Here is a 20,620-nt window from a genome sequence, read left to right as displayed (position 1 = left end):
TGGATGCGTGACGCGTCGCGTGCAACGCGTCGCGACATCTCAAGAATCGAGGGGCTCCGCGGCCGCCGCCACTACGCGAAGGTCGCTCTCGCGCTGCAGATAGCCGATCAGCCAAGCGCGTTCCCGAATCACATCCGCGCCGATGGCAATTTCCGACGCACCGTCGCGCTCCTGCATTCGCCGACTCTGGAATGCGTGCACCACATTTGCATGGGACAGCGTGCGCCCGGCGTTTTCGCCACGCGTCACCGCCTTTTCTCCCTGGCTCTGCACCACTGCGAGGGACAGCAAGAGCCCCTGGGCAGCGCTCGCATGCCAGCGCACGCGGAGCTTTCCGTCGCGCGTGCTCACCGGCTCTATCCCGAGCTCCTCGGTGACCGGCGCTTCCAGGGCGCGATCGATCGCGCGCCGTGAGGCAGCTCGATCCGAGCCCACCATCTGATCGGTACCGTTCACGATCAGCTGTGGCGTGTAGACACGATGACCATCGAGCTTGTCGGCGTAGCGCCGCTGTCGTTCGGAGTAGGCGGCGGCGCTGTAGGGATCCCGCCAGCCCAAGTCGTTCCAGTAGTCGACGTGGAAGGACAAGGCGTACACACCCGGTCTCGCCTTCGCCGCAATCGCCGACAGGTTCTCGTCCGCGGGGGGACAGCTAGAGCAGCCTTCCGACGTGAACAGCTCCACCACGGCAAAGGGCGTCGAGCGTTTCGCCGGCGCGGGTAGCGCTGCGGGGGCTGGTGGACCCGGCGTGGCGGAGGTTGCTCCCGGCGCCGCTGTGTTGCCGCGAGAGCAGCTAGCCGCGAAAACCACCGCGAAAACCAAGAGCCAGCGTGTCATCACCCGAGGCATATGCCAGCCGCCACCGGATAGTTGCAGTACGAGGGAAAGCCGGCGAAGATCCCGAGCGCTCGGGCGGTTTTTCGAGCCCCTATCCCGGAGGAATGCCGTGGCTGATGACGAGGAGCGCGAAGAGGAGAAGTCGGAAAGCAAGAAGGCCGCACCGGCCGCTTCTCGCGCCGACGACGAAGTGGTGGCGCTTCTGAAGGAGATTCGAGAGCTGATGATCGCCGGCCGGGAAAGCCAGAATCGTTACATCTGGCTGTTGTTCCCGATCATGGCGTTCCTCTTGATTCAGACGCTGCTGCTGGCGGCGCGTCTGCAGTAGCTCACTCCAGCGCCTTGTCGCCGAAGAGCTGCTTGCCCAGCTTTTCGAGCTTGTCCTGGTCACGCTTCTTCTTGAACAGGGAGTGCGTGACCAGGTTGGTGCCGGCCAGCGTCGCATCCAGGCTCACCTTGCCACTCTTGTCGACGCGGAAACCATGGCTGGCTTTGCCGGCGCGCGGGTCCGCCGTGTACAGCACGATGTCGTAGCTGCCATCGTTGTCGGTGTCATAGAAGGCCCAAGCCAAGCCGTTGCGCTGGAAGTAAGCGAACTCCGCATCGAACTTCCCGGAGCTCACCAGCTTGCCGATGTCGAGCTTCTTGACGTTCTTGTTCTTCAGACTGTTCTCGTCCAGATCCACGAGGTAGCCGTCGCTGCCCTGGGCGCTGATCACGACCACGGACTTCTTCGCGGCCTTCACGTCCAAGAGCTCGTACCCGGCGCCGCGATGGTCCTTGATCGGATCCGGGAAGGACGAGATGCCTTCATCCGTCGCGCTCATGATGGAGAGGAAGCTCTTCTCCACCATGGTCTTCATGCGCGAGGCCATGGTGGCGTTCTGGAGCAGTCCCGGGCGGATCAGCTTGCGCCCCACCTGATCCAAGCGCGCCGTCTTCTTGCCACTCGCGTCCACGCTCCAGGCGTCCGCTGCCACGTACAGGCGAGAGCCGGGTGAGTGCAGCACGAGATCGAAGCGGCCGTCGTCGTCCGTGTCGTACCAGACCCACATGTGCGTGCTCTGGCTCACGATGCTCACCTCGGGGTCGAAGGAGCTGCCGAGCTTGTCGGCAGTCACGCTGGCGGACAGGCTCGGCACGCTGCCCTCGTCCACGTCCAAGATCAGGCGCGTGCTGAACGCCGTCTCGATACGCACGGCGTCCTTCTTTCCGTCGTGATCCATGTCCGCGGTGTAGCCGGTGCCGGTCTGACCCACGGGCTCGGGCAGCGTCTCCCCCAGGTTGGCGCTGGCTTCCACGTAGCGATCCGGAAACGCGGCCCGCGCGATGCGTGCCAAGCGCGGTCGTAAGTCCGCCGTGCTGAGCAAGCTCGGTCGCACCACGCGACCGATACCCAAAGAGGTGTCTTTCTTCAGGTCTCCATCCTTCTCTATGCGGTACGCCGCGCTGCTGCGCCCCGTGGTTCCCGGATCCACGAGCAAGAGGTCGAAGCGTCCGTCGTTGTCCGTGTCGTACCAGAGGTACGCGTCCCGCTCGACCTGCAGGTACACGAGCTCGGCGTCGAACTGGTGCTTCTCGAACACGTCCGAAAGGGCAGGCAACGCGCTCTTACCCTTGTAGCTGTCCTCGTCCACGTCGATGAACACGGCCGCGCTCTGGCGCGGACAGTAGCTGCACGGCCGCCGGCCCTGGAGCAGCAGCGCGTCGACCCGACCGTCCAGATCCGCATCTTCGTAGCTGGCGTCACCGCCGCCGTCCTTCCAGGGATCGGGAATCAAGCGCGCCGCCTTCTTGGGCTTGTCCTTGATGAACTTCGCGATTTCACCGCGATGGATGTGGAACGAGAGCAGGCCACCGGTGGTGGCGTCGCGATTGGAAAAGGCGTTGATGCCCACCAGCTCTCCGCTCTGGGTGACCAGCGGGCCGCCGCTGTCGCCCGGCAAGATGTTGCAGGTGGACTGAATCACCAGACCGAGATTGCGATCGTCGAGGTACTTCTTGAAGCTGGTCGCCGCTTCCCGCCCCGCGGCGTCGTCCTTGAAGGACGCCAAGGTGGCCAGCTGCTCGCTGAGCTTGCCCAGGGCGGAAATCTCGCCGCTCTTGATGGCCCACAGCATTCCCGCGCCGGCATGTCCGATGGCGATCACGCGCTGACCGGGCACCGGGTTCTTGGCGGCCAAGCGCACGAAGGGGAGCCCCTTGGGGGGATCGGAGATCTTGATCAGCGCCAGGTCCCGGAGTTTGTCCGCCTTGTAGACGTAGGCTTCGTAGGTCTTCTTCTGACGCACCATGCCGCCGTCCTTCTTGCTCATCTGGCCGAGCATGACGGTGACCTTGGTCTGGAAGTCTTGCGTCTCCCCGTGCGCGATCACGTGGTGGTTCGTGAGCACCCAGCCGGCAGGATCGAGGATCACCCCGGAGCCGAGGCCACCGGGCACCCGCACGATGACGGTGGCCGGCGCCACGGCGCGGTAGACCTCCGCATCGGACTTTGGAGGTGGCGCCGCGGACTTCACCAGACCCAGCGTGTCCGGCGCCACCGCCGTCCGCGCGCGGCGATCGATGAGCTTGGGGCTCGGCACGCGCTCGCCCTTCGGAATGGCTTGCGCGCCGTCGCCTTCCTTCTTGGCGGTAGCGGTCTTGCCGCCGTTTTGCTGGGGCGTGTTGACGGCGCTCTTGGGCTTCGAGCCACAGCCGACGACCGCGAGCATCGCCGCGAGGGAAAGGATGCGGCGAGCAGAACTCGAGACAAACATGGATCAGCTCCTCGCGCTCGGAGCCACCGCCGAACGCTCACGTTCCGATCTAGCCCGGATCGCCAGCGTTGTCCGGTGCCCCGGTGACGCCGGGCATCGACGCTCCAGACTCCTGGAATGACTTGGGAAAGCCGACGGGCCCAGGGTGAGACACCGTGGGATACCGGAGCGCCGCCGCCGGCCCTCGAGACGCTGCTCCGGGCTCAGGTGCTGCCCTCGATCGAGCATTGGTACCCGGGCCGGCCCTGGCCACGCCCCCATTGCTCTCGCGGCTTCGAGCGTGCGCGACGAATCACCGGCGCATTGGACTGCAGCGTATGTCTCATCATGGGCGCCGACTCCCACTTCGAGCTCGACGCGCCCTTTGCCGTAGTGTGGGCCGTGCGAGCACCGGCTGCGCAACGACGCTGATCACCCTGCTGTTTCCCGTCGACCCACATCGTCCGCGCGATCGAAGACTGCGCTCGATCCAGATCCGTGTCGCGATTGCTCGAGATCTACTCCGCGCGCACGCGTTCTCGCCGGAGTGACGCGCAGTCCTCCGTAACGCGGAGGAAAAAATGGATCGCGCTGGGGCAGCGACGCACATCATGAGCGCGGATCGTTTGTTCGCTCCGTCCGATCGCGTTTGCAGTACTCTCGGTGTATGGCGTCGATAGTGAGTGCGCGTCGTTGCTCGCGACGCATGATCCTGCTCTCCGCTTTCTTGTTGCTCGGCGCATGCGCGAGCGGTCCCAGCTCTCGCCTGAAGACGCTCGGCACACCCAGCGGAAGCGGCCCCATCCAGCTGGAAGTGAAGAACGGTACGAGTGCGATCGTGAACAACCTGTTCTTGGCCAAGAGCGCGGACGTGGATCGCGCGGGCCGGGAGGCCTTTCACGACGACAGTCCCGAGCAGGCGGCGCTCTGGGGTCGAGACCTGTTGGTCAAGTCAGCCCTGGAGGTGGGCGGGAGCGTCCGGGTCCCGGTACCTGGTCCAGGCCGGTTCGATGTGCGCGCCGTGGCGCGGGACGGTCGGGAGCAGCACGTGGGCAGCCTCGGCCTGCGGGCCGGTGGCCGCTATGTTCTGGAGCTTGGCGAAGGCGGCTGGCGTCCCGCTCAATGAGGCGGCATCCCGCGCGCGCCAGCCTGCCCGAAAATTGGCTGAACGGACGATGAGCGCGTAGAACCCTGATCAAGTGTGCGGACTCGGGTGCTTCGAGCTCCCGCCGTTCACTGTGATCGAATGGGCGCATGCCCTCCCCGCTTCCCCTCTCCAGTGCCACCGACGGCCAGCCATCTCACCACCGTCCCCCCTTGTCGCCCTCCCCTCCCAGCTCTCATCGCAGCTCAGCAACGCCGAGCCATCGGCCCGCTGGCCGGTATAGGACTTGATGTCAGCGCCACACAAAGCGCGTCACTTCGTGTTGCTCCAACACATCCAAACCCCATGGATTTTGTTGGAGACCCGCGGAAACAGCGCTTCCGGGCTGGCCCATCATAGTTGCAATACATTGATATGATTGCGTTTCTGTGCATTGGATTGCATAATCGATAGATTATCTGAATCTGATGCATATTCGCGGTTCTCGAGCTATCATGCGTCTCTCGAGACGATGGGTTGGCTGCGCGAGCTGATGGCGAGCAGGGATCCGCCGGTCCGGAGCTTTGGTTCCTTGGCCCGGGCGGCCCTCGACCATCCGAGCTGGCCCGAGTCCGTGAGCGCCCAACCGCGCTCGCTGGCGGCGGTGCTGAGCAAGCTCGATCGCGACCAGGAGCTGGAGTGGCTGGCCGATAGGCCGGACGCTCAACGGGTGCTGGCGGAGCTGCTGGGCTGTTCAGTGCCCGACCTGCAGCACTCGGCTTGGCCAGGACGCGCTCGCGCGGTGGAGGATCCTGCGCGGCGGCTTCGCTTGGAGGATGCGCGCTTCGCCCGCTCCCTCGATCTGCTGGAGGACGCCCTGCCTCCAGGCATCCCTCCGGAGGTGGTCCGGCCGGAAGGCTGGGGGCGGCTCTGGTGGCGCGCACCGAGCGGGTCGGGCCGCACCCTGGCTGGTCGCTGGCTCGCGGCTCGGGGCCTGGCCGTGTTCGAGCAGGGCTCGGGAGCAGAGCTTCCGCCCCGGCGTCCCGCCTTCGTGGAGCTCGAGGGCGAGCCCCATCGCGCCCTCGGGCGCGACGCCATCTGCGTGGCGTCCGCATCCGTTCCTCGAGAGTTCGTTCGCGCTCATGGATTCCGCGTGATCGACAGTCCTGCGCCGCGGCAGTTCTTGCCGGCGCTGGTGGACTGGATGCGAGATCGCCTACCAGCGGATGGTCACTTCGACAGTGAGCGCGTGCTCACGTGGCTGCTCTCGTCGGAGCTCGTGGGCGAACGCGAGGGAACGCTCGGCATCGGCATTGGGCTGTGCGGGCTCATGGACGAGCTCGGTAGCTCGGATCTGACGGGGCGCAGCGTGGAAGACCTCTCGCGGCGCTTCTTGCGCCAACGCTTGAGCGCGGCGGCGGACTCCGGCAGTGCGGACGCGGCGTGGCTGAGACGCAACGCCTACGACGTGCTGCTGGCGCTGGCGCGCAGCGCGCTCACGGACAGCGACGACCCTTGGCACATGCCGCGAACGGAAGACGAGTGGCTGGAGCTGGTCCCGGAGGAGCTGCGCCAAGGAGCCGACGTCGACTGGCTGCGGCTTTCGCTGCGTCAGATCGACACCACCATTCGGCCGAGCGACGTGGACAAGGCGGCACGGCGCATTCCTCCCGGCGCCTTTCGCATCGTGCGCGGCCTGCGCGCCGCGCGCATCTTGGTGCCGGTGGACGACGAGCGCCTGGCCGTCGCGCCCCATTGGCTGGCGCGCGCGGCGGAGCGCGATGCCATTCGGGGGCTGCTCGGCGCCTCGCCCTTCGAATGGGGCGAAGCGCTCCTCGGGCGCCGCACGGCGACGGTGGTGTTGGGGGATCTTTGGCGTGATCTCTCGATCGGACGCGAGCGCGCCCTCTCGGACGTGTCCGAGCTCTCGGACGACGACAGCCCGGCGCAAGTGGCAGCGGTGGAAGCGGTGTTTCGCTGCGCGGGGCTTTCGCTGCTCTTGGGCGTGGAGATCGACGGCGAGCAGCTCGGAGAGCTGTGGGACGACCAAAAGCGGCTGTGGATCGAGCTCGACGGCGAGCCGCCGCGCCCGCGCGTCGGCCACACCGACGACCCCCGCGCGCCTTCGGACGTGGGCTGGTTCTGGCTCGCGGCCCTGGCCGTTTCGGAACGCGTGAGTCGAGAGAGCGGTGGCCGGCGCGCCGCCGGCGCCCTCAACCCGTGGCTCGACGATGAAGCTCCGAGCTTCTTGCCCATGCTGCTCGACGGCGTGCGGGACGCGCTCTACGGCGCCTTCGATGCGCCGGAGCTGCGCGCCGGTGCGCTGCGTCTGCTGGAGCGATTGCGTCAGGCAACCCGGCATCCGCTACACGACTTGGAACGTCCGGGGCACGCGCTGGCGGCCGCCAAGAGCGGCGCCCTCGGCTTCGATGACGTTGCACGCATCGACGCGCGCTGCGTCGCCGACCTGCCGCGCTTTGCGGGGACGGACCTCGGCGTTCTGTGCGCGAGCGCGTGGCACGCTTGGCAGCGCGCGGAGAGTCCGACGCTGACGGGAACCTTGCTCGATCCGTCGCTCCTGCCCGCAAGTTGGGAGCACGTTCCCGTCGCGGTACTTGGTCCCGCTCTGGCGCGCGCCGCGGCGGATCAGCTGAGCCCACCCTTCGACCGACTGACGCCGGAGCACTGGACGGCGCTGTCAGCGGCGCCGGCGAAGGTCGGCTCCGCGCACGCCGACGCGTTCTGGCGCGCCGTCCCCGCGGACGTCGGCGCGGAGCTCTTGTCCGCCGAGCGCGTCCCCGCCCTTTCGTCGAGCGCAGGGTGGCGGCGCTTCGAGGAGCTCTTGGCTCCGAAGCTGGACGTCTTCCTGCGCGCGCGGCCCGAGGCGGCGGGCGCGTGGCTCGGCTGCGTCCCGGATGCGCTCACGGAGCGGGTCGCCCAAGCGCTGTCCGCCTCACCGTTGCTCTCCACCCTGCCCGGCTCCGCCGTGGACGCCATCCGTCGCTTCGCCCTCGACGCCGTCCGTCGTCGCGTCCCCGCCTTCCGCGCGGCCTACGCCCTGATGTCGGAGCTGGAAAAGAGCGTCGATCCCCGGCGCTTCCGTCACTGACTCGCTTTACGGAATTCGCCATCGCCGTCGTGGTCGACGTACACCGGGTTCGTCATTCCGAAAGGTAACGCCCGGATCCCGAACAGGATCGGCAGCGGCGCGTTCCCGCGCGCGATGGCCACGACCCAGGAGTCGCGGCTCACCGTCAGGTCTCGCTCGACGGCACCGGGACCGCTCAGGTCGGCGTGCTCGGCGATGGCGCCATTCACGACGAAGTCCACTCCCGTCACGTCCACCCAGGGCGCCGCATGCACGACGGCTCGCGCGTGCACCCGATCGCCCTTGGCCGCCACCAGCTCTCCGAGTCCCTTTCCCTCCACGGCGAGCTCCACCACGGGGCCGTTGCTCACCGTCGCGTGCCCTGCGCGGAGCGCCGTCGCGACGCGCACGGCAAAGCTCTCGGCTCCGTCCGGGACGGTCACCATCGTCCGCGGATACCCCACCCACTGCGCGGACAGCTGGTGCGAGTCGGAATTCCCGACCGCCACCACTCGCTTGTTCGCTTCCAGCAGGGCGAACCAATCCGACAGATTCTTCTCGACCTCCGCCGGGTTCGGCAGCTCGAAGCCGTTGTACACCTCCACGGTGTCGAAATCGAAGCTCGCGCCCTCGCGCTCCGCCGTGAGCGCGCGCGGATCGAGCTTCGCCTGATCGAAGTAGCCGATGTCCGGACCCATGCGCGGGTGGTTCACCTGAATCACCACGCCAGGGGCGGCCTGCCGCACTGCCTGGAACAGCTCCCGCGGCGCGAGATCCGGGATCGGCGGTAGCTCCACTCCGTTCGGATACGGCCACGCGTTGAAGTGACCCCAATCCCGCGTGGTGAGCTCCACGCCGATGCCCGTTTCCAGGCGACGACTCGACGAGAGCGCTCGCACCGCGGGAGAGTAGTCCGTCACGTGGTTGTGATCCGTGGCCACCGCGAAGCCGACGCCCTCCGAGAGCAAGCTCTGCACGCGATCTTCGAGGGGCACGTCGGAGTCTCCGCTGGGCTCGGCGTGCACGTGGAAGTCACAACCCACGACGCCCGGAAGCTCGAAGGCGCGTTTCAACGTGCTGCGCAGCACGACGCCCTCGGAGCGGCTGACCTCCACCTCTTGTTCGTCGAGGGTGTACTCGATGCCGTGAGAGACGGTCACGCGATAGCGCCCCGACGGCAGCGCCACGCGTCCTTCGCCCGTCCAAGCGTAGCTGGCATTGCCGGCGCCCGCGGCCAGGTGCGGTGGGCCGAGCACGGGATCCGTCGTCGGGGCGATGCCGGAGAAGTTCAGACGCGCTGGCAAGAGGTCGCCGTTCGCGTCCGTGACGCGATACGCGACGGATGCGGGCGCCGGCGCGATGAAGCTCACCTCCGCGGCCTCGCCCGCCGCTACCTTCGCTTGCTGCACGTCGGTGCCACCTGGGCTTCTTAGCTCCAGCCTATAGCTGGCGGGCGGCAGCGCGAGCTCGAAGCTGCCATCGGCTGTCGGCTCCACCACGGACACGAGCCCGCCCGTCGCGTCGTACGCTTCCACCAGGCCCCAGCTTTCGTGCAGATCCACCTTTCCGCGAGCTCGGCCCAGGCGAACGCCGCGTGCCGCCCACGCAAGGCGCGCCACCGCGTCGAGCCCACCGGGGGTCACGACGAAGTGACGCCGCTGCTCCACGCTCTGCCCCGCCAAGACCTCCCTCTCCGGACCGACCGCGAGCTGCTCCGTCGGCCCGCGCAGGCTCACCCGGAAGTCCACGTCCAGCTGCCCCGTGTCTGCGAACAGTGCGTAGGACATGCGCGCTCCGGGGCGCGCCAGGAAGTCCACGGCGGCACGCTTCGCGCTCTCCACGTAGCCCTGATGGGGAGCGAAGGGCAAGCGTCCATACCAGCGCAGGCGATCGCCGATGCGCACGCGGACCGGATCCTTCGTCACGTTCGTGACCTTGGTGCTGAGCACCAGCCCGCCAGCGGCCGGCGCGATGCGATCCGTGACTCGCAAGCGACCGTCCGTGCTCACGCGCTCCACGCGCAGCTCCGCACGACCGTCCACGCCCTCCGCCACGACGCCCGTCGGCCGCAAGAGCGCCGGCATCGCGCCCAGCACCACCACGCTCGAGAGCTCGTCCAACGCGTCGAGCCGGAAGTCTTTCACCGTGAAGTCGAGCAGCGCACCACTTTCCGCGGCCACGACCGCGCGCACCAGAGGCCCGGAGATCAGCCAGTCTCCCGGGCGCGCTTGCACCCGCGAGCCGTGGGGCACTTCCGAAGTTTCCAGCTTCTTCACCACGGTTCCGTTCAACGCCACCGGCTTCGCCGGCGCCTCCACCGGCTTCGCCGGCGCCGGACACGCAGCCGGCGAAAGAGCGATCCCCACCGAAAGGAGCGCGACGATGGGCGCCCAAGGCAACCGCGAAGAGCCGAGGCGGATCACGGGCTCAGTTCTGGGCGTCTTGGCAGCTGCCGCTGGGCGAGCAGCCCGCCGACGTCGGATCCGTACAACCGATGGCCGGACACGGCACCTGACAGCCCATCGCTTGCGCCTGCTGGCTGAGGGTCGCCAGCTGATTCACCGCGTCCTTGTTCGCAGGATTGTAGAACGTGGGGCAGCCGCAGAACAGCGCGCTGCCGGTCTTGGCGGTGCACAACAACGTGTTGACGGCGGGGTCGCACTTCTTCGCGTCCGCAAGCGCCGCCGCATACTCGCTGGTCAAGTCTTGGCAGGTCTTGCCGCCGGCGTCGGTACCGCCGGAGCCGCCGCTCCCCGTGGTTTCGCTCTTCCCACCACAAGCGAGGGGCATCGTGATCGACAGCAACAAGACCAAGACACCGAGCCGCATGGCCCAAGAGTGGCCCTTGGCTTCAGCCCGCGCAACCGGAGAAAAGCGGGCTATGCTCGCCGACCGGATGGGAGGTCTCATGAAGCTCGGATGGTGGCTCGCGTTCTCGTTCCTCGCACTGCCCGCGCTCGGCGGCTGTGACGACGCGGACAAGTGCAAGACGGTGCCGGAGTGCACCAAAGACGGCAAATGCTCCGTGGACGCGAAGGGCGTCTGCGTCGTCAGCTCGGACAAGGACTGTAGCGAGGCCGAAGCCTGCAAGCTCCACGGCAAGTGCAGCGCCAAGGACGGCGAGTGCATCGCGGAGGAAGACAGCGACTGCAAAAAGGGCGACGACTGCCAGAAGCTCGCCATGTGCAGCGCCTATCGCGGCGCCTGCGTGGATCTCGCGCGCTCCATCCACGCGGAGTGTTCCAAGACCTGCACCAGCGAGGGCCTGTGCGTGAGCCAAGGCGGCAAGTGCATCGCTCTCTCTCGGCTTCACTGCGCGGGCACCAGCGACGACAAGCCCGAGAAGGAGAGCCCCTGCGCTCGCCTGGGCCACTGCACCGCCAAGGAAGGCCAGTGTGTGGCAGGCTCCGATGACGACTGCAAGCTCTCGGCGCTGTGCAAGGACGAGGCGGCCTGCGCCGCAAAGGACGGCGCCTGCATCGCCAGCGCCGAGGACTGCAAGAAAAGCAACGCGTGCGCCACCGACGGCAAGTGTGCCGCCGAAGACGGCAAGTGCGTCGCTGCCTCCGCCGCTGACTGCAAGAGCTCGTCCCGCTGCAAGCTGGAAGGCCTGTGCAGCGCGAAGGACGGCAAGTGCATCGCGCTGTCGTCGGCGGACTGCCGTCAGGCGGCGGTGTGCAAGAACGCCAAGCGCTGCGCCGCCCAGGACGGCGCCTGCACGGCCGGCGGCGGTTCGGGCAGCGCTGGCGGCGCCGTCGCTCAAGAGGCGCCGGACAAGTCCCGCAAGACGACCATCAGCGGCGTGTTCTGAGTCCTTTTAGGGCAACACCCGGAGCTCGGTGGCCGCCGCGTTCGCGTCTCCCGGCGCGGCGTCCGATACCTCGATGGTTCCGAGCTCGTTGTCTCCCGTGCTCGCGTTCCACGCTCCGGCGTTGGCAAAGCGCACGGCGTACTCCGGCCGCGCGGACAGTGCGTCCGCCGCGTCGGGCAATCTGAGCGCCACCGTGTAGCTGCCGGGCGAAAGCGTGGCGGGGAGCTCGACGTGCACGCTCTCCGAGCGGGTGCTTCCCGGCGCCCAGCGACGCGGATCCAGGGACTCGAGCGGGGTCTCGAGGCGCTTGCCGTTGCCTTCGAGCACCAGCACCACCGGGCGCGGGTTGTAGAGCGCTCCGAAGCCGGAGCTCACCACGTCGAAATCCAGCACGAAGCGTCCGCCGGGACGAATCGACTCGGGCAGCGCCGCCTGCGAAAGTGAAAAACGATAGCCCAGTCGACGATGGATCTCGTCGAAGCAGCCTTCGGTCTTCCAGCGGTCCAGATCCCCCACGTAGAAATCCAGGTTCAGCATCGAAAAGTGAAAGCGCGCGAGCTCCTCCAGGGCCGTGGGGCAATCCGTGCGGTGCTCCGACACCGTGACCTGACACGTCTCCCCGCCCACGGCGGTGAACTGCGTGGACTGCTCCAGGTACTTCTTGCGGTCCTCGATGGGCGCCGGCGAGTAGGTGCCGGCGTCGGAGTCGTTCGCCAAGAAGCAATCGTTGTGGTGGCCCATCCGCGCCTGGTTCGAGCCGTCCCACGCTTGGGCGGAGGTGAGGGGCGTGGGGAAGATGTCCGAGATGTAATGGGGCGTGCGGAGCATCACCATGCGGCTCTGGGGCAACGCGGCAAGGAGCGCTTCGACGATCTCTTGGCGATCCGTGGGGTTGTCGAGGCCGTTCGTGGAGCTGTGCCACTCGCCCCAAGCGCCGATGAAGCCCGCCTCCATCGCCGCGATCACGTCGGCGTTCTTCTGCAAGCTGGGCGTGAGCTGCGTGATGTGTTTCAGCACCCAGCTCTTCGGCGCGTCGGGATCTCCAGACCCGAAGTTGTAGGCGACGCGGGGGATCACCTTGATCCCCGCCGTGCGCGCCGCGGCAAACCCCGTATCCAGATCTGCGAGCACGGACGCGGGGATGTCCGCTTGGCGATAGTCGTCGAGGCGGATGTAGGACCGCGCCAAGGTGCTGTCCGCGTCGGACACCCAGGACACGTTCGTGTCTTTCAGCAGATTGATGTTGCGGAAGAAGCCACGCTCGGGGTTCGGGAAGTCCTCGTCCGTGGCCTGGTAGCTCACTGCCGTCGTGGGTGCGTCCTGAAACGCCTGGCCCCCAGCGCCGCCACCGGCGCTGCCGCCGGCGCTCCCCCCGCTGCCTCCCGTGCCGCCCCCGCCCGCTTGCCCACCGCCACCGGATGCGCCGCCGCTACCGCCGGACGGAGCTGCATCGTCCGAGCCACAGCCCCCAACCAAGAACAGGGTGATGAACAGGAACTTCGCCGCTCGCATGCACCACATGTTGTACCTCGCGCCACGTCATGGCTACCGTTTCCACGCCATGAAAGCCCTCGTCATCCAAGGCAGCTTCGGTCTCGAAAACCTCGCCCTCGTCGAGCGGCCGGATCCCGCGCCCGGTCCCGGGCAGATCCTCCTCGGCATGACCGCGGCGTCCCTGAACTTTCGCGACCTGTTGATGGTGCGGGGCATGTACAACCCGCGGCAGCCGCTGCCGCTGATCCCCGCCTCCGATGGCGTCGGCCGGGTGGAAGCCGTGGGCGCAGGCGTGACTCGCGTTAGGGTCGGAGATCGCGTGTGTCCCATCTTTGCGCAGGGCTGGCTCGCCGGTGAGCCCGCGCGGGAAAAGCTCCGCACCACCCTGGGCGGTCCGCTGGACGGCACGCTTGCCCAGAAGATGGTCGTCTCCGAAGAGTCGGTCGTCAGCGTCCCCGAGCATCTCTCGGACGCCGAAGCCGCGACCTTGCCCTGCGCCGCCGTGACCGCCTGGAGCGCGCTGGTCACCGAGGGACGGCTGGCCGCCGGAGAGACAGTGCTGACCCTGGGCACCGGTGGCGTGAGCGTGTTCGCGCTGCAGCTGGCCAAGCTGTTCGGCGCCCGCGTGATCATCACCAGCAGCAGCGACGAAAAGCTCGCCCGCGCTCGCGAGCTCGGTGCGGACGAGACCCTCAACTACAAGACCACCGCCGAGTGGGGCAAAGCCGCCAAGGATCTCACCGGCGGACGGGGCGTGGATCAGGTCATCGAGGTCGGTGGCGCCGGCACGCTTCAAAATTCATTGCGCGCCGTTCGCCCAGGGGGAACCGTGAGCGTCATCGGCGTGCTCTCCGGGCCGACGACGGACGTGAACCTGCTGCCGGTGCTGATGCAGAACGTGCGGCTGCAAGGCGTGATCGTGGGACATCGGGAGAGCTTCGAGGCGATGAACCGAGCCATCTCCCAGGCCAAGCTCCGCCCGGTGGTCGACAAGGTGTTCCCGCTCTCGGACGCGAAAGCCGCCTTCGAGCACATGGGCCGCGGAGATCATTTCGGCAAGATCTGCATCGATCTGAACGCCGCCTGAACGCGCGGCAGCACGGCGGCATCTGACCCGCCGAATGCTCGGAATTCGAATGGCCGCCGTCGCGGTCTTGGTGCTCTCGTCCACCGCTCTGGCCAGCGCACCAGCGCCTCGCGCCGCGTCGCCCAAGGCGATGGTAGCGGACGTCCATCGCGCGGCGGAGCAGATCCAGCGCGAGCTCCGCATGGCGCGCGCGCACCTGGGGCCCGAAGCCGCCCGTTGCGTCAGCGGCAAGCTGAGCATGGCCCACGCCGAAGCGCGCATCGCCGAGCGGCACCTTTCGGGGCTTCGTGCAGCCACGGCCCGAGGCGACCGCCGCGCCCAGGCGCAGCACCGCGCCGGCCTGTTCATCGCGAAGGCGCATGCCCAGGACCTTTCCCGGAGCGTGGTGAGCTGCCTGTCCTTCGCCTCGACGGAGCGCGTCGTTCGGCGCTGAGGGACGGGCTTCGCGCCGCCCCGACATCCTTCTGTAAGATCCTCCGGGCGGGTGCGTTCTTTCGTGCATGAAGCTCGCACGCTACGCCCCCAGCCTGATTTCCTTGTCCCTGCTCGCCTGTGGCGCCGCCGGCGAGCGGAGCGCCATGGCCCCGAGCGCCGGCTACGCAGCGCCGGGCTACCCCCAGCCCGAGGCCATGGCCGCAGAAGCGCCCAGCGAAGAAGCGGCCGCCCCGGCTCCCGCGGCGACGGCGGGCCTCGAGATGGCGGACCGCTCGGCAGCTGCCGGCGTGCGCGCGGGAGAGTGGGACGACAACGCCAACTACCGCGACTTCCTCGAGTACCTGGAAGGCGCCGAGAGCGGCCCGACGGCGGGCCTCGATGTCTCCGTGCGCCGCTTCGTGGTGGTCAAGGACAAGGCCGGCAAGGCAGTGCCCAACTGCCGCCTGAGCGTCAGCGACGAAAAGCAGCACACAGTGGAGCTGTCCACCCTCGCCTCCGGCCGCGCGCTGCTGTTCCCGCGAGCAGAAGGCCTGTCCGGCAAGCGCCTGACCGTGAGCGCACGCTGCGGCAGCTCGACGGCCAGCGCCAAGCACGATCTGTCCGGCAGCGATGGCGTGATCACGCTCGCGCTCGCGGACGGGCGGATACTGCCCACGACGCGAACCATCGATGTCGCCTTCGTGCTCGACACCACCGGCAGCATGTCCGAAGAGATCGCCGCCGTGAAGGCGACCCTCGCCAAGGTGGCCAGCACCCTGGAAACCCCGCTGTCCAGCGTTCGCGTGGGCCTCGTGGAATACAAAGACAAGAGCGACGATTTCGTCACGCGCGTGTACCCCATGACCACGGACATCGCCGCCTTCCAGAAAAAGATCGCTCACATCGACGCAAACGGCGGCGGCGACATGCCGGAGGACATGAACTCCGGCCTGGCCAAGGCCATCGACAACCTGCAGTGGAGCGAGCAATCGGTGGCCCGCATGACCTTCGTGATCGCGGACGCGCCGCCCCACTTGGACTACGGCAGCAAGTACACCGACAGCATGCGGCGCGCTTCGAAGAAGGGCATCAAGGTCTTCACCATCGCCGCCTCCGGCATGAACGACGTCGGTCAGCTGGTGTTCCGTCAGATCGCCCAGTACACCGGCGGCACCAACATGTTCGTGCTGCGGGGTGGTGCAGGCCCGCAGTCCACCGGCGCCGGGGACGCCAAGAGCGGCTGCGGCGGCACCCACGAGAACTACCAGAGCGGCAACTTGGACCAGCTCATCACCCGGAAGATCAAGAGCGAGCTCGCCTCGGTGGATCGCGACCCGACCCGCATCGCGGGCCTGGGCAAGGACGAAAACGCCAAGCCCTGCAGCGAGCGGCTCGTCGTCGCCGAGTGACGTTGAACGAAGAACGAAGGGCGCGCCGGGTAGCTCCCGACGCGCCCATTTTCGTTTGTTTGTTGGTCCGGCGCGGATCCCGTCGCGCCTCACTTGTTCGGCTGTGGCGTCATCCTGAGATACGGCCTGAGCTCTTGGTAGCCCTTCGGAAAGCGCTCCTCGAGCTCCTTCTTGTCGGTGATCGACGGCACGATCACGCAGTCTCCGCCGTCCGTCCAATCCACGGGCGTCGCCACCTTGAAGTTGTCCGTCAGCTTCAGCGAGTCGATCACACGCAAGATCTCCGCGAAGTTCCGCCCCGTACTGGCCGGATAAGTGATCATCGCGCGGATCTTCTTGCTCGAGTCGATCACGAACACGGAGCGCACGGTGAGGGTGTTGTCCGCCTCTTCGTGGATCATGTCGTAGAGCTTGGCCACCTTGCGGTCGGCGTCTCCCAGAATGGGGAAGTTCATCTTCGCCTTCTGGGTGTCTTCGATGTCGCCCACCCACTTCTTGTGGTCGTCCACCGAATCCACGCTCACGGCGATCATCTTCACGCCACGCTTGTCGAACTCTTCCTTCAAGTTCGCTGCGCGACCGAGCTCGGTGGTGCACACGGGGGTGAAATCCTTGGGGTGGGAGAACAAGACCGCCCACTTATCGCCGATCCAGTCGTGAAATTTGATGCGCCCATCCGTAGATTCCTGCTCGAAGTCCGGCGCCGTGCTGCCCAGATGAAGTCCCATCTCTCTTCCTCCTCTCCCGCGTGATCGCGGAGCTCACTGGATGCGAGCCATCCACGCTTTGGAGCGAACAAGCGGTAGTGTCGGGGATCCACAACGTCAAGCGCCGGGCCCTGGCTCCCGAAGGCCGGGTGCGGCTACGATGCGGCGAACATGAAGTGGAATTCGTTCTTCGTTCTCTTGCTGGTCGTGTGTGCAGGCTGCAAGCCCGGTGTCGGAACTTCGTGCGACAAGGGTGAAGCGCGCTGTCAGGACAAGCAGACGCAGCTCGCCTGCCAAGGCGGGAAGTACATCGCCACGCCCTGCCGCGGCCCCGGCGGCTGTTCCATCACGCCGGATGGCATTCACTGCGACATCAGCAAGAACAAGCCGGGGGACCCTTGCTCCACGGACGACGTGGGCGCCGCGGCGTGCTCGGACGAAAAGACACTCATCGCTTGTGTCGAAGGCAAGTACCAGCCATCGCCGTGCCGCGGCCCGAAGGGCTGCACCTCGAGCGACGGCCGGCCCACCTGCGACACATCCATTGCCGCCCCCGGAGACGCCTGCAAGGACACCGAGAAGCCGAAGGGCTGCAGCACCGACGGCAAGCAGCTGCTCACCTGTCAGAGCGGCAAGATGGCGCTGTCGTTCTGGTGCCGCGGTCCCGATGGCTGCAGCGCGAAAGACGGAAAGCTCGACTGCGACCTGAGCGTGGCCAAGCTCGACGATCCTTGCATCAAGGAGATGGAGGGCAAGAACGCCTGCGCCCTCGACCGCAAGGCCATCGTAGTGTGCAAGGGCAGCAAGTTCGTGGTTGACGAGAAGTGCGAGAAGAAGGGCGAGAGCTGTCTGTTCGAGGGCGGCTCCATCCGCTGCGGCAAGCCGGACTGAGCCGCTACTCGAACAGATCTTCCGTTCGGGTCACGGTGGCGGCGCGACGGAGCCACGCGCGCAGCGTCTCGAGGTCGCGACAGTCGCGAATGCGCCGCGTCTCCGCTCTGGAAACGCGGAGGCCTCGGGCGTCCAAGACCCCGATGACGTCTTCTGCGGTCGCCAGAATGCGACCTTCCTGGCGCACTTCCTCGCTTACTTCCTGGCGCACTTCCTCGCTTACTTCCTGGCGCACTTCCTGGCGCACTTCCTGGCGCACTTCCTGGCGCACTTCCTGGCGCACTTCCTCGCGGGCCTTCTCGTGGGCTTCCTTCAACAGGCGTCGGAGGAAGGGGTTTGTCGGCTCGTAGTGTTGCACCATGAGGGTCTCCAACTGCCGTCGGGCGGATGCTGATGCTGCGTTGAGTATCAGGTCCAGGCAAAGCATAGCCTGCTCTGCCGGGAGTGTCATGGCGGCGGCCAGCGCCGCCGTTCCCACCTGCACGCCCTCTCGGCTCTTGCCGTGGAGAACGGCGCTGAGAACGGAGAGCTGCGGATTTCCAATGGCCTGGCGCTCGTCGGTCACGCACGGCACGTTGTCAGGGCCGAGCACGAGAGGACGCAGCACGAATCCGGGATGGCCGGTGTCGATGGGCCGGCGCGCCCAACGCGCCACGCTTCGGGTCGTCGCCATCACGATCAGGAGAGTCGGAGTTTCTGTGCTCGACCATCGATTGACGACGTAGTGCGGCCAGCTCTTTCGCGCGCGACTTCGCCGGCGGCGGGTCGCCAGCGCGACGTTGCGTGCATTCGGGGCGCGACGGGGATCGCGCCGGACCAACAGACAAACGTAAACGAGGCGTCGCGACCGGAGTCACGACGCCTCGGCATTGGCCTCGGCGAGAGGATCAGCGACGCCGACGGCGACGGCTGATCACGATGCCCGCGAGACCGGCCAGGGCGGCCAGCGCGGCGACGTTGCCACCGGTGGTGCCAGGAGCCGCAGCGCAGCTGGCGCTGGCTTCGGCTTCACCTTCCGCTTGGCAGGAGCCGCCGGAGCAGCTGGCGCTACCACTGGAGCTGGCGCTGGCCTTGATCTTGGCGGTCCATGCGGTCAGCGCGTCCAAGCACTCCTTGGCGTTGCCGTTGGTGTCCACGTACTCGCCGTCGCACACCACGGCGCCCTGGGGGCTCTGACAGTCGACCTGACAGCCACCCTTGAGATCCGCTTGGCACTGGGCGTCGAGCTTGCCCTGGCAGTCGACCTGGCACTTGATGTTGCTCTTGGCGGTGCACTGGCCGGAGCAGCTGGCGCTGCACTTGGCCTCGCAGGTGGCAGAGGGCGGCGTGCCCTCGCAGCTGCCCTTGCACTCGCCCTGGCAGGTGGCCTTGCAGGAGCCTTCGCACTTGCTCTTGCACTCGCTCTTGTTGGCGTCGGAGGCGCACTCGGCCTCGCAGCTGCCGCTGCAGTCCGCGGAGCAGTCCGCGGTGCAGTTGGCGGAGCAGTCGAAGTTCCCCGGATCCGCATCGCACTTGGCCTTGCAGCCATCCACGTTGCAGCTCCCGGTGCACTCGGCGGTGGCCGTGCCCGAGCACTGGCCGTCGCACTGGACGTAGCCCTTGGCGGAGCAGGCAGCTTCGAAGCTGAGGCTGTCGCAGTTGGCTTCGCAGCCGCCGGTGACGTCGGCCTCGCACTTGGCTTCTGCGGATACGTTGATGTCGCCGCAGGCCTCGAGGCCCGCGTGGGCGGGGGAGGACACGAACAGCGGGACGGCGAGGGCCAGCGCGCTGAACAGCGCGGCAATCTGCTTTCGCATGGGGTCTTGTCTCCTTGGGGTAAGCAACGGGTAAGGCTTGTGGGCCCAACGGCCCCGCAAATCCTACGAGGAGAGGAGGTAAACCTTCCCGATACCGCTCTCAGTCTAGCAGCGCATTGCGAAATGCGGCCAAGTCGGCCTGTCGCGCGTGACTCCCACCTAGACCTACATCCGGCTCGCCGGCCGCGGGAACGTGAGAAACGCGATAACCCGCCTGCATCAGCCGCTCGATCATGGAGGGCAGGGCCTCTTGAGTGCCGCGAGCGTGGATGTGGAGCAGCACCACGGCATCGGGCTGGGCGCGGCGGAGCACGAAGTTCTCGACGTCCACCGCGGGGGTGTCCTGCCAGTCCTTGCTGTCCACGTCCCACAGCAAGAGCTCATAGCCGAGCTCCTTCACGATGCGCTCCACGCGGCCGTCCACCGCCATGAGCGGCGGCCGGAACAGCTTGCAGCTGCCGTCGGAGGCGCCGTTCTCGATCTCGAAGCGGATCAGCTCCTCCGTCATCGGCGGCTTCGTCAGGTTGCGATGACTGTACGTGTGGTTGCACACCCGGTGCCCTTCCTTCACCGCGCGACGCAGCCAATCCGGACGCTGCCGCACCCAGCGGCCGGTGGGAAAGAAGATCGCCGTCGCGCCGCGATCGCGCAGCACGTCCAGCAGGTGATCCGCTTGACGGCGATCGTGCGGGCCGTCGTCGAAGGTGAGCACGATGCGCTTGCCCTTGCCGGGCACGATGGCCTCCGGCTCGGGGATCTGGGTGCGGAACAGTATCTGTCGGCGCTCCGAGCCGACATCCACCACCACCCGCTGGGGGTGTCCCGCCCGCCAGCGCTTGGGGCGAAACACCAGGGTGCGCGGATTCGGCCAGCTCACGCTGCCGTCGGTGCTCGGCTCCGTGACCAGCTGCTTCAGCTTCGGAACGTCGCCCTGTTCCGAAAACCGGATGACGACGGGCTCGTCCAGCGCGACGCGATCGCCCTCGGGCAACGCCTCCACGATGCGCGCCACCGGCCGCGGCGGCTCCGGAGCCAGCTCGGGCTTTGCCACAGCAGGTTGTCGGGGCGGCGCGGCTACGTCACTTCGCTCTGCCGGCCACAAGGGCAAGAGGGCGATGATCAGCGCGAAGGGGAGCCGCACGGCGGCGATGATAGCTTGCGGGTCCCGCGACGGGGGAGCGACGATGCGACGTATGGTGCGGTCGGCGTGGCTCCTCCTTTTGTGCGCCGCCCTCGGGTGCGACGAGCGGAAGCCGGCGGCGCC

Annotated in this window: 18 protein-coding genes; 9 read left to right on the top strand and 9 right to left on the bottom strand. The window is 67.4% G+C overall.

What is annotated here, in order from left to right:
• Window positions 1–39 precede the first annotated feature (39 nt).
• Window positions 40–837, bottom strand: a complete 798-nt coding sequence (locus H6717_00090; protein MCB9575410.1) for a DUF1223 domain-containing protein — start codon at window positions 835–837, stop codon at window positions 40–42.
• Window positions 838–946: 109 nt separating this feature from the next.
• On the opposite strand from H6717_00090, the gene H6717_00085 reads away from it, so the two are divergent.
• Window positions 947–1,165, top strand: coding sequence for a hypothetical protein (locus tag H6717_00085; GenBank protein MCB9575409.1), 219 nt, complete (start codon window positions 947–949; stop codon window positions 1,163–1,165).
• A gap of 1 nt (window position 1,166) precedes the next feature.
• Here H6717_00085 and H6717_00080 read toward each other — a convergent pair whose 3' ends face one another.
• The gene (locus H6717_00080) at window positions 1,167–3,596 is read right to left on the bottom strand and encodes a trypsin-like peptidase domain-containing protein (protein ID MCB9575408.1); all 2,430 of its coding nucleotides are present in this window, start codon (window positions 3,594–3,596) and stop codon (window positions 1,167–1,169) included.
• A gap of 117 nt (window positions 3,597–3,713) precedes the next feature.
• Here H6717_00080 and H6717_00075 point away from each other — a divergent pair, with 117 nt between their 5' ends.
• The 3 genes from H6717_00075 (at window position 3,714) to H6717_00065 (ending at window position 7,768) form a co-directional block, all read left to right on the top strand.
• A complete protein-coding gene (locus H6717_00075; protein MCB9575407.1) occupies window positions 3,714–4,007 on the top strand; it encodes a hypothetical protein in 294 nt (97 codons plus the stop codon).
• 235 nt (window positions 4,008–4,242) lie between these two features.
• Window positions 4,243–4,701 carry a hypothetical protein gene (locus tag H6717_00070; protein MCB9575406.1) on the top strand — a complete coding sequence of 153 codons (459 nt, stop codon included), beginning with the start codon at window positions 4,243–4,245 and terminating at the stop codon, window positions 4,699–4,701.
• Between the two features lie 490 nt (window positions 4,702–5,191).
• Window positions 5,192–7,768, top strand: coding sequence for a hypothetical protein (locus H6717_00065; protein MCB9575405.1), 2,577 nt, complete (start codon window positions 5,192–5,194; stop codon window positions 7,766–7,768).
• Here the strand turns inward: H6717_00065 and H6717_00060 are convergent.
• The gene (locus H6717_00060; protein MCB9575404.1) at window positions 7,762–10,170 is read right to left on the bottom strand and encodes a CehA/McbA family metallohydrolase; all 2,409 of its coding nucleotides are present in this window, start codon (window positions 10,168–10,170) and stop codon (window positions 7,762–7,764) included. The two genes, H6717_00065 and H6717_00060, sit on opposite strands and share 7 nt — an antisense overlap.
• A gap of 4 nt (window positions 10,171–10,174) precedes the next feature.
• On the bottom strand, window positions 10,175–10,576 hold the full coding sequence (locus H6717_00055; GenBank protein MCB9575403.1) for a hypothetical protein: 402 nt from the start codon (window positions 10,574–10,576) through the stop codon (window positions 10,175–10,177).
• 79 nt (window positions 10,577–10,655) lie between these two features.
• On the opposite strand from H6717_00055, the gene H6717_00050 reads away from it, so the two are divergent.
• Window positions 10,656–11,558: a hypothetical protein gene (locus H6717_00050; protein ID MCB9575402.1), complete on the top strand. Its 903-nt coding sequence runs from the start codon at window positions 10,656–10,658 to the stop codon at window positions 11,556–11,558.
• Between the two features lie 6 nt (window positions 11,559–11,564).
• Here H6717_00050 and H6717_00045 read toward each other — a convergent pair whose 3' ends face one another.
• Window positions 11,565–13,070, bottom strand: a complete 1,506-nt coding sequence (locus H6717_00045) for a DUF4832 domain-containing protein (protein MCB9575401.1) — start codon at window positions 13,068–13,070, stop codon at window positions 11,565–11,567.
• A gap of 49 nt (window positions 13,071–13,119) precedes the next feature.
• Between H6717_00045 and H6717_00040 the strand changes: the two genes are divergently transcribed.
• From H6717_00040 to H6717_00030, 3 genes are all read left to right on the top strand, one after another.
• On the top strand, window positions 13,120–14,139 hold the full coding sequence (locus H6717_00040) for an NAD(P)-dependent alcohol dehydrogenase (protein MCB9575400.1): 1,020 nt from the start codon (window positions 13,120–13,122) through the stop codon (window positions 14,137–14,139).
• A 49-nt stretch (window positions 14,140–14,188) separates the two neighbouring features.
• Complete coding sequence (locus tag H6717_00035) at window positions 14,189–14,572, top strand: hypothetical protein (protein MCB9575399.1); 384 nt, start codon at window positions 14,189–14,191, stop codon at window positions 14,570–14,572.
• Between the two features lie 67 nt (window positions 14,573–14,639).
• Window positions 14,640–15,962, top strand: a complete 1,323-nt coding sequence (locus H6717_00030; protein MCB9575398.1) for a VWA domain-containing protein — start codon at window positions 14,640–14,642, stop codon at window positions 15,960–15,962.
• An 89-nt stretch (window positions 15,963–16,051) separates the two neighbouring features.
• Here the strand turns inward: H6717_00030 and H6717_00025 are convergent, their stop codons facing one another.
• Entirely contained in the window at window positions 16,052–16,690 is a 639-nt protein-coding gene (locus H6717_00025) for a peroxiredoxin (protein ID MCB9575397.1), read from the bottom strand.
• Between the two features lie 150 nt (window positions 16,691–16,840).
• Between H6717_00025 and H6717_00020 the strand changes: the two genes are divergently transcribed.
• A complete protein-coding gene (locus tag H6717_00020; protein ID MCB9575396.1) occupies window positions 16,841–17,560 on the top strand; it encodes a hypothetical protein in 720 nt (239 codons plus the stop codon).
• Between the two features lie 4 nt (window positions 17,561–17,564).
• On the opposite strand, the gene H6717_00015 is transcribed toward H6717_00020, so the two are convergent.
• From H6717_00015 to H6717_00005, 3 genes are all read right to left on the bottom strand, one after another.
• On the bottom strand, window positions 17,565–18,233 hold the full coding sequence (locus H6717_00015; protein ID MCB9575395.1) for a hypothetical protein: 669 nt from the start codon (window positions 18,231–18,233) through the stop codon (window positions 17,565–17,567).
• A gap of 214 nt (window positions 18,234–18,447) precedes the next feature.
• Window positions 18,448–19,305 (bottom strand): hypothetical protein, encoded by an 858-nt coding sequence (locus tag H6717_00010; protein ID MCB9575394.1) that lies wholly within the window; start codon window positions 19,303–19,305, stop codon window positions 18,448–18,450.
• 151 nt (window positions 19,306–19,456) lie between these two features.
• On the bottom strand, window positions 19,457–20,497 hold the full coding sequence (locus tag H6717_00005; protein MCB9575393.1) for a polysaccharide deacetylase family protein: 1,041 nt from the start codon (window positions 20,495–20,497) through the stop codon (window positions 19,457–19,459).
• Window positions 20,498–20,620: the final 123 nt, after the last annotated feature.

This window comes from Polyangiaceae bacterium, from assembly GCA_020633235.1.
Classification (GTDB): domain Bacteria; phylum Myxococcota_A; class Polyangia; order Polyangiales; family Polyangiaceae; genus JACKEA01.
The sequence above is the reverse complement of the archived record's forward strand: the minus strand, read 5'-3'. Positions and strand labels throughout refer to the sequence as shown.

Bases quoted from the DNA above. Each gene is read 5' to 3' on its own strand.
- H6717_00030 (MCB9575398.1), top strand. From the start codon at position 14,640: ATGAAGCTCGCACGCTACGCCCCCAGCCTGATTTCCTTGTCCCTGCTC.
- H6717_00080 (MCB9575408.1), bottom strand. From the start codon at position 3,596: ATGTTTGTCTCGAGTTCTGCTCGCCGCATCCTTTCCCTCGCGGCGATG.
- H6717_00075 (MCB9575407.1), top strand. From the start codon at position 3,714: ATGACTTGGGAAAGCCGACGGGCCCAGGGTGAGACACCGTGGGATACC.
- H6717_00055 (MCB9575403.1), bottom strand. From the start codon at position 10,576: ATGCGGCTCGGTGTCTTGGTCTTGTTGCTGTCGATCACGATGCCCCTC.
- H6717_00035 (MCB9575399.1), top strand. From the start codon at position 14,189: ATGGCCGCCGTCGCGGTCTTGGTGCTCTCGTCCACCGCTCTGGCCAGC.
- H6717_00070 (MCB9575406.1), top strand. From the start codon at position 4,243: ATGGCGTCGATAGTGAGTGCGCGTCGTTGCTCGCGACGCATGATCCTG.
- H6717_00025 (MCB9575397.1), bottom strand. From the start codon at position 16,690: ATGGGACTTCATCTGGGCAGCACGGCGCCGGACTTCGAGCAGGAATCT.
- H6717_00020 (MCB9575396.1), top strand. From the start codon at position 16,841: ATGAAGTGGAATTCGTTCTTCGTTCTCTTGCTGGTCGTGTGTGCAGGC.
- H6717_00050 (MCB9575402.1), top strand. From the start codon at position 10,656: ATGAAGCTCGGATGGTGGCTCGCGTTCTCGTTCCTCGCACTGCCCGCG.
- H6717_00065 (MCB9575405.1), top strand. From the start codon at position 5,192: ATGGGTTGGCTGCGCGAGCTGATGGCGAGCAGGGATCCGCCGGTCCGG.
- H6717_00040 (MCB9575400.1), top strand. From the start codon at position 13,120: ATGAAAGCCCTCGTCATCCAAGGCAGCTTCGGTCTCGAAAACCTCGCC.
- H6717_00090 (MCB9575410.1), bottom strand. From the start codon at position 837: ATGACACGCTGGCTCTTGGTTTTCGCGGTGGTTTTCGCGGCTAGCTGC.
- H6717_00045 (MCB9575401.1), bottom strand. From the start codon at position 13,070: ATGCGAGCGGCGAAGTTCCTGTTCATCACCCTGTTCTTGGTTGGGGGC.
- H6717_00015 (MCB9575395.1), bottom strand. From the start codon at position 18,233: ATGGCGACGACCCGAAGCGTGGCGCGTTGGGCGCGCCGGCCCATCGAC.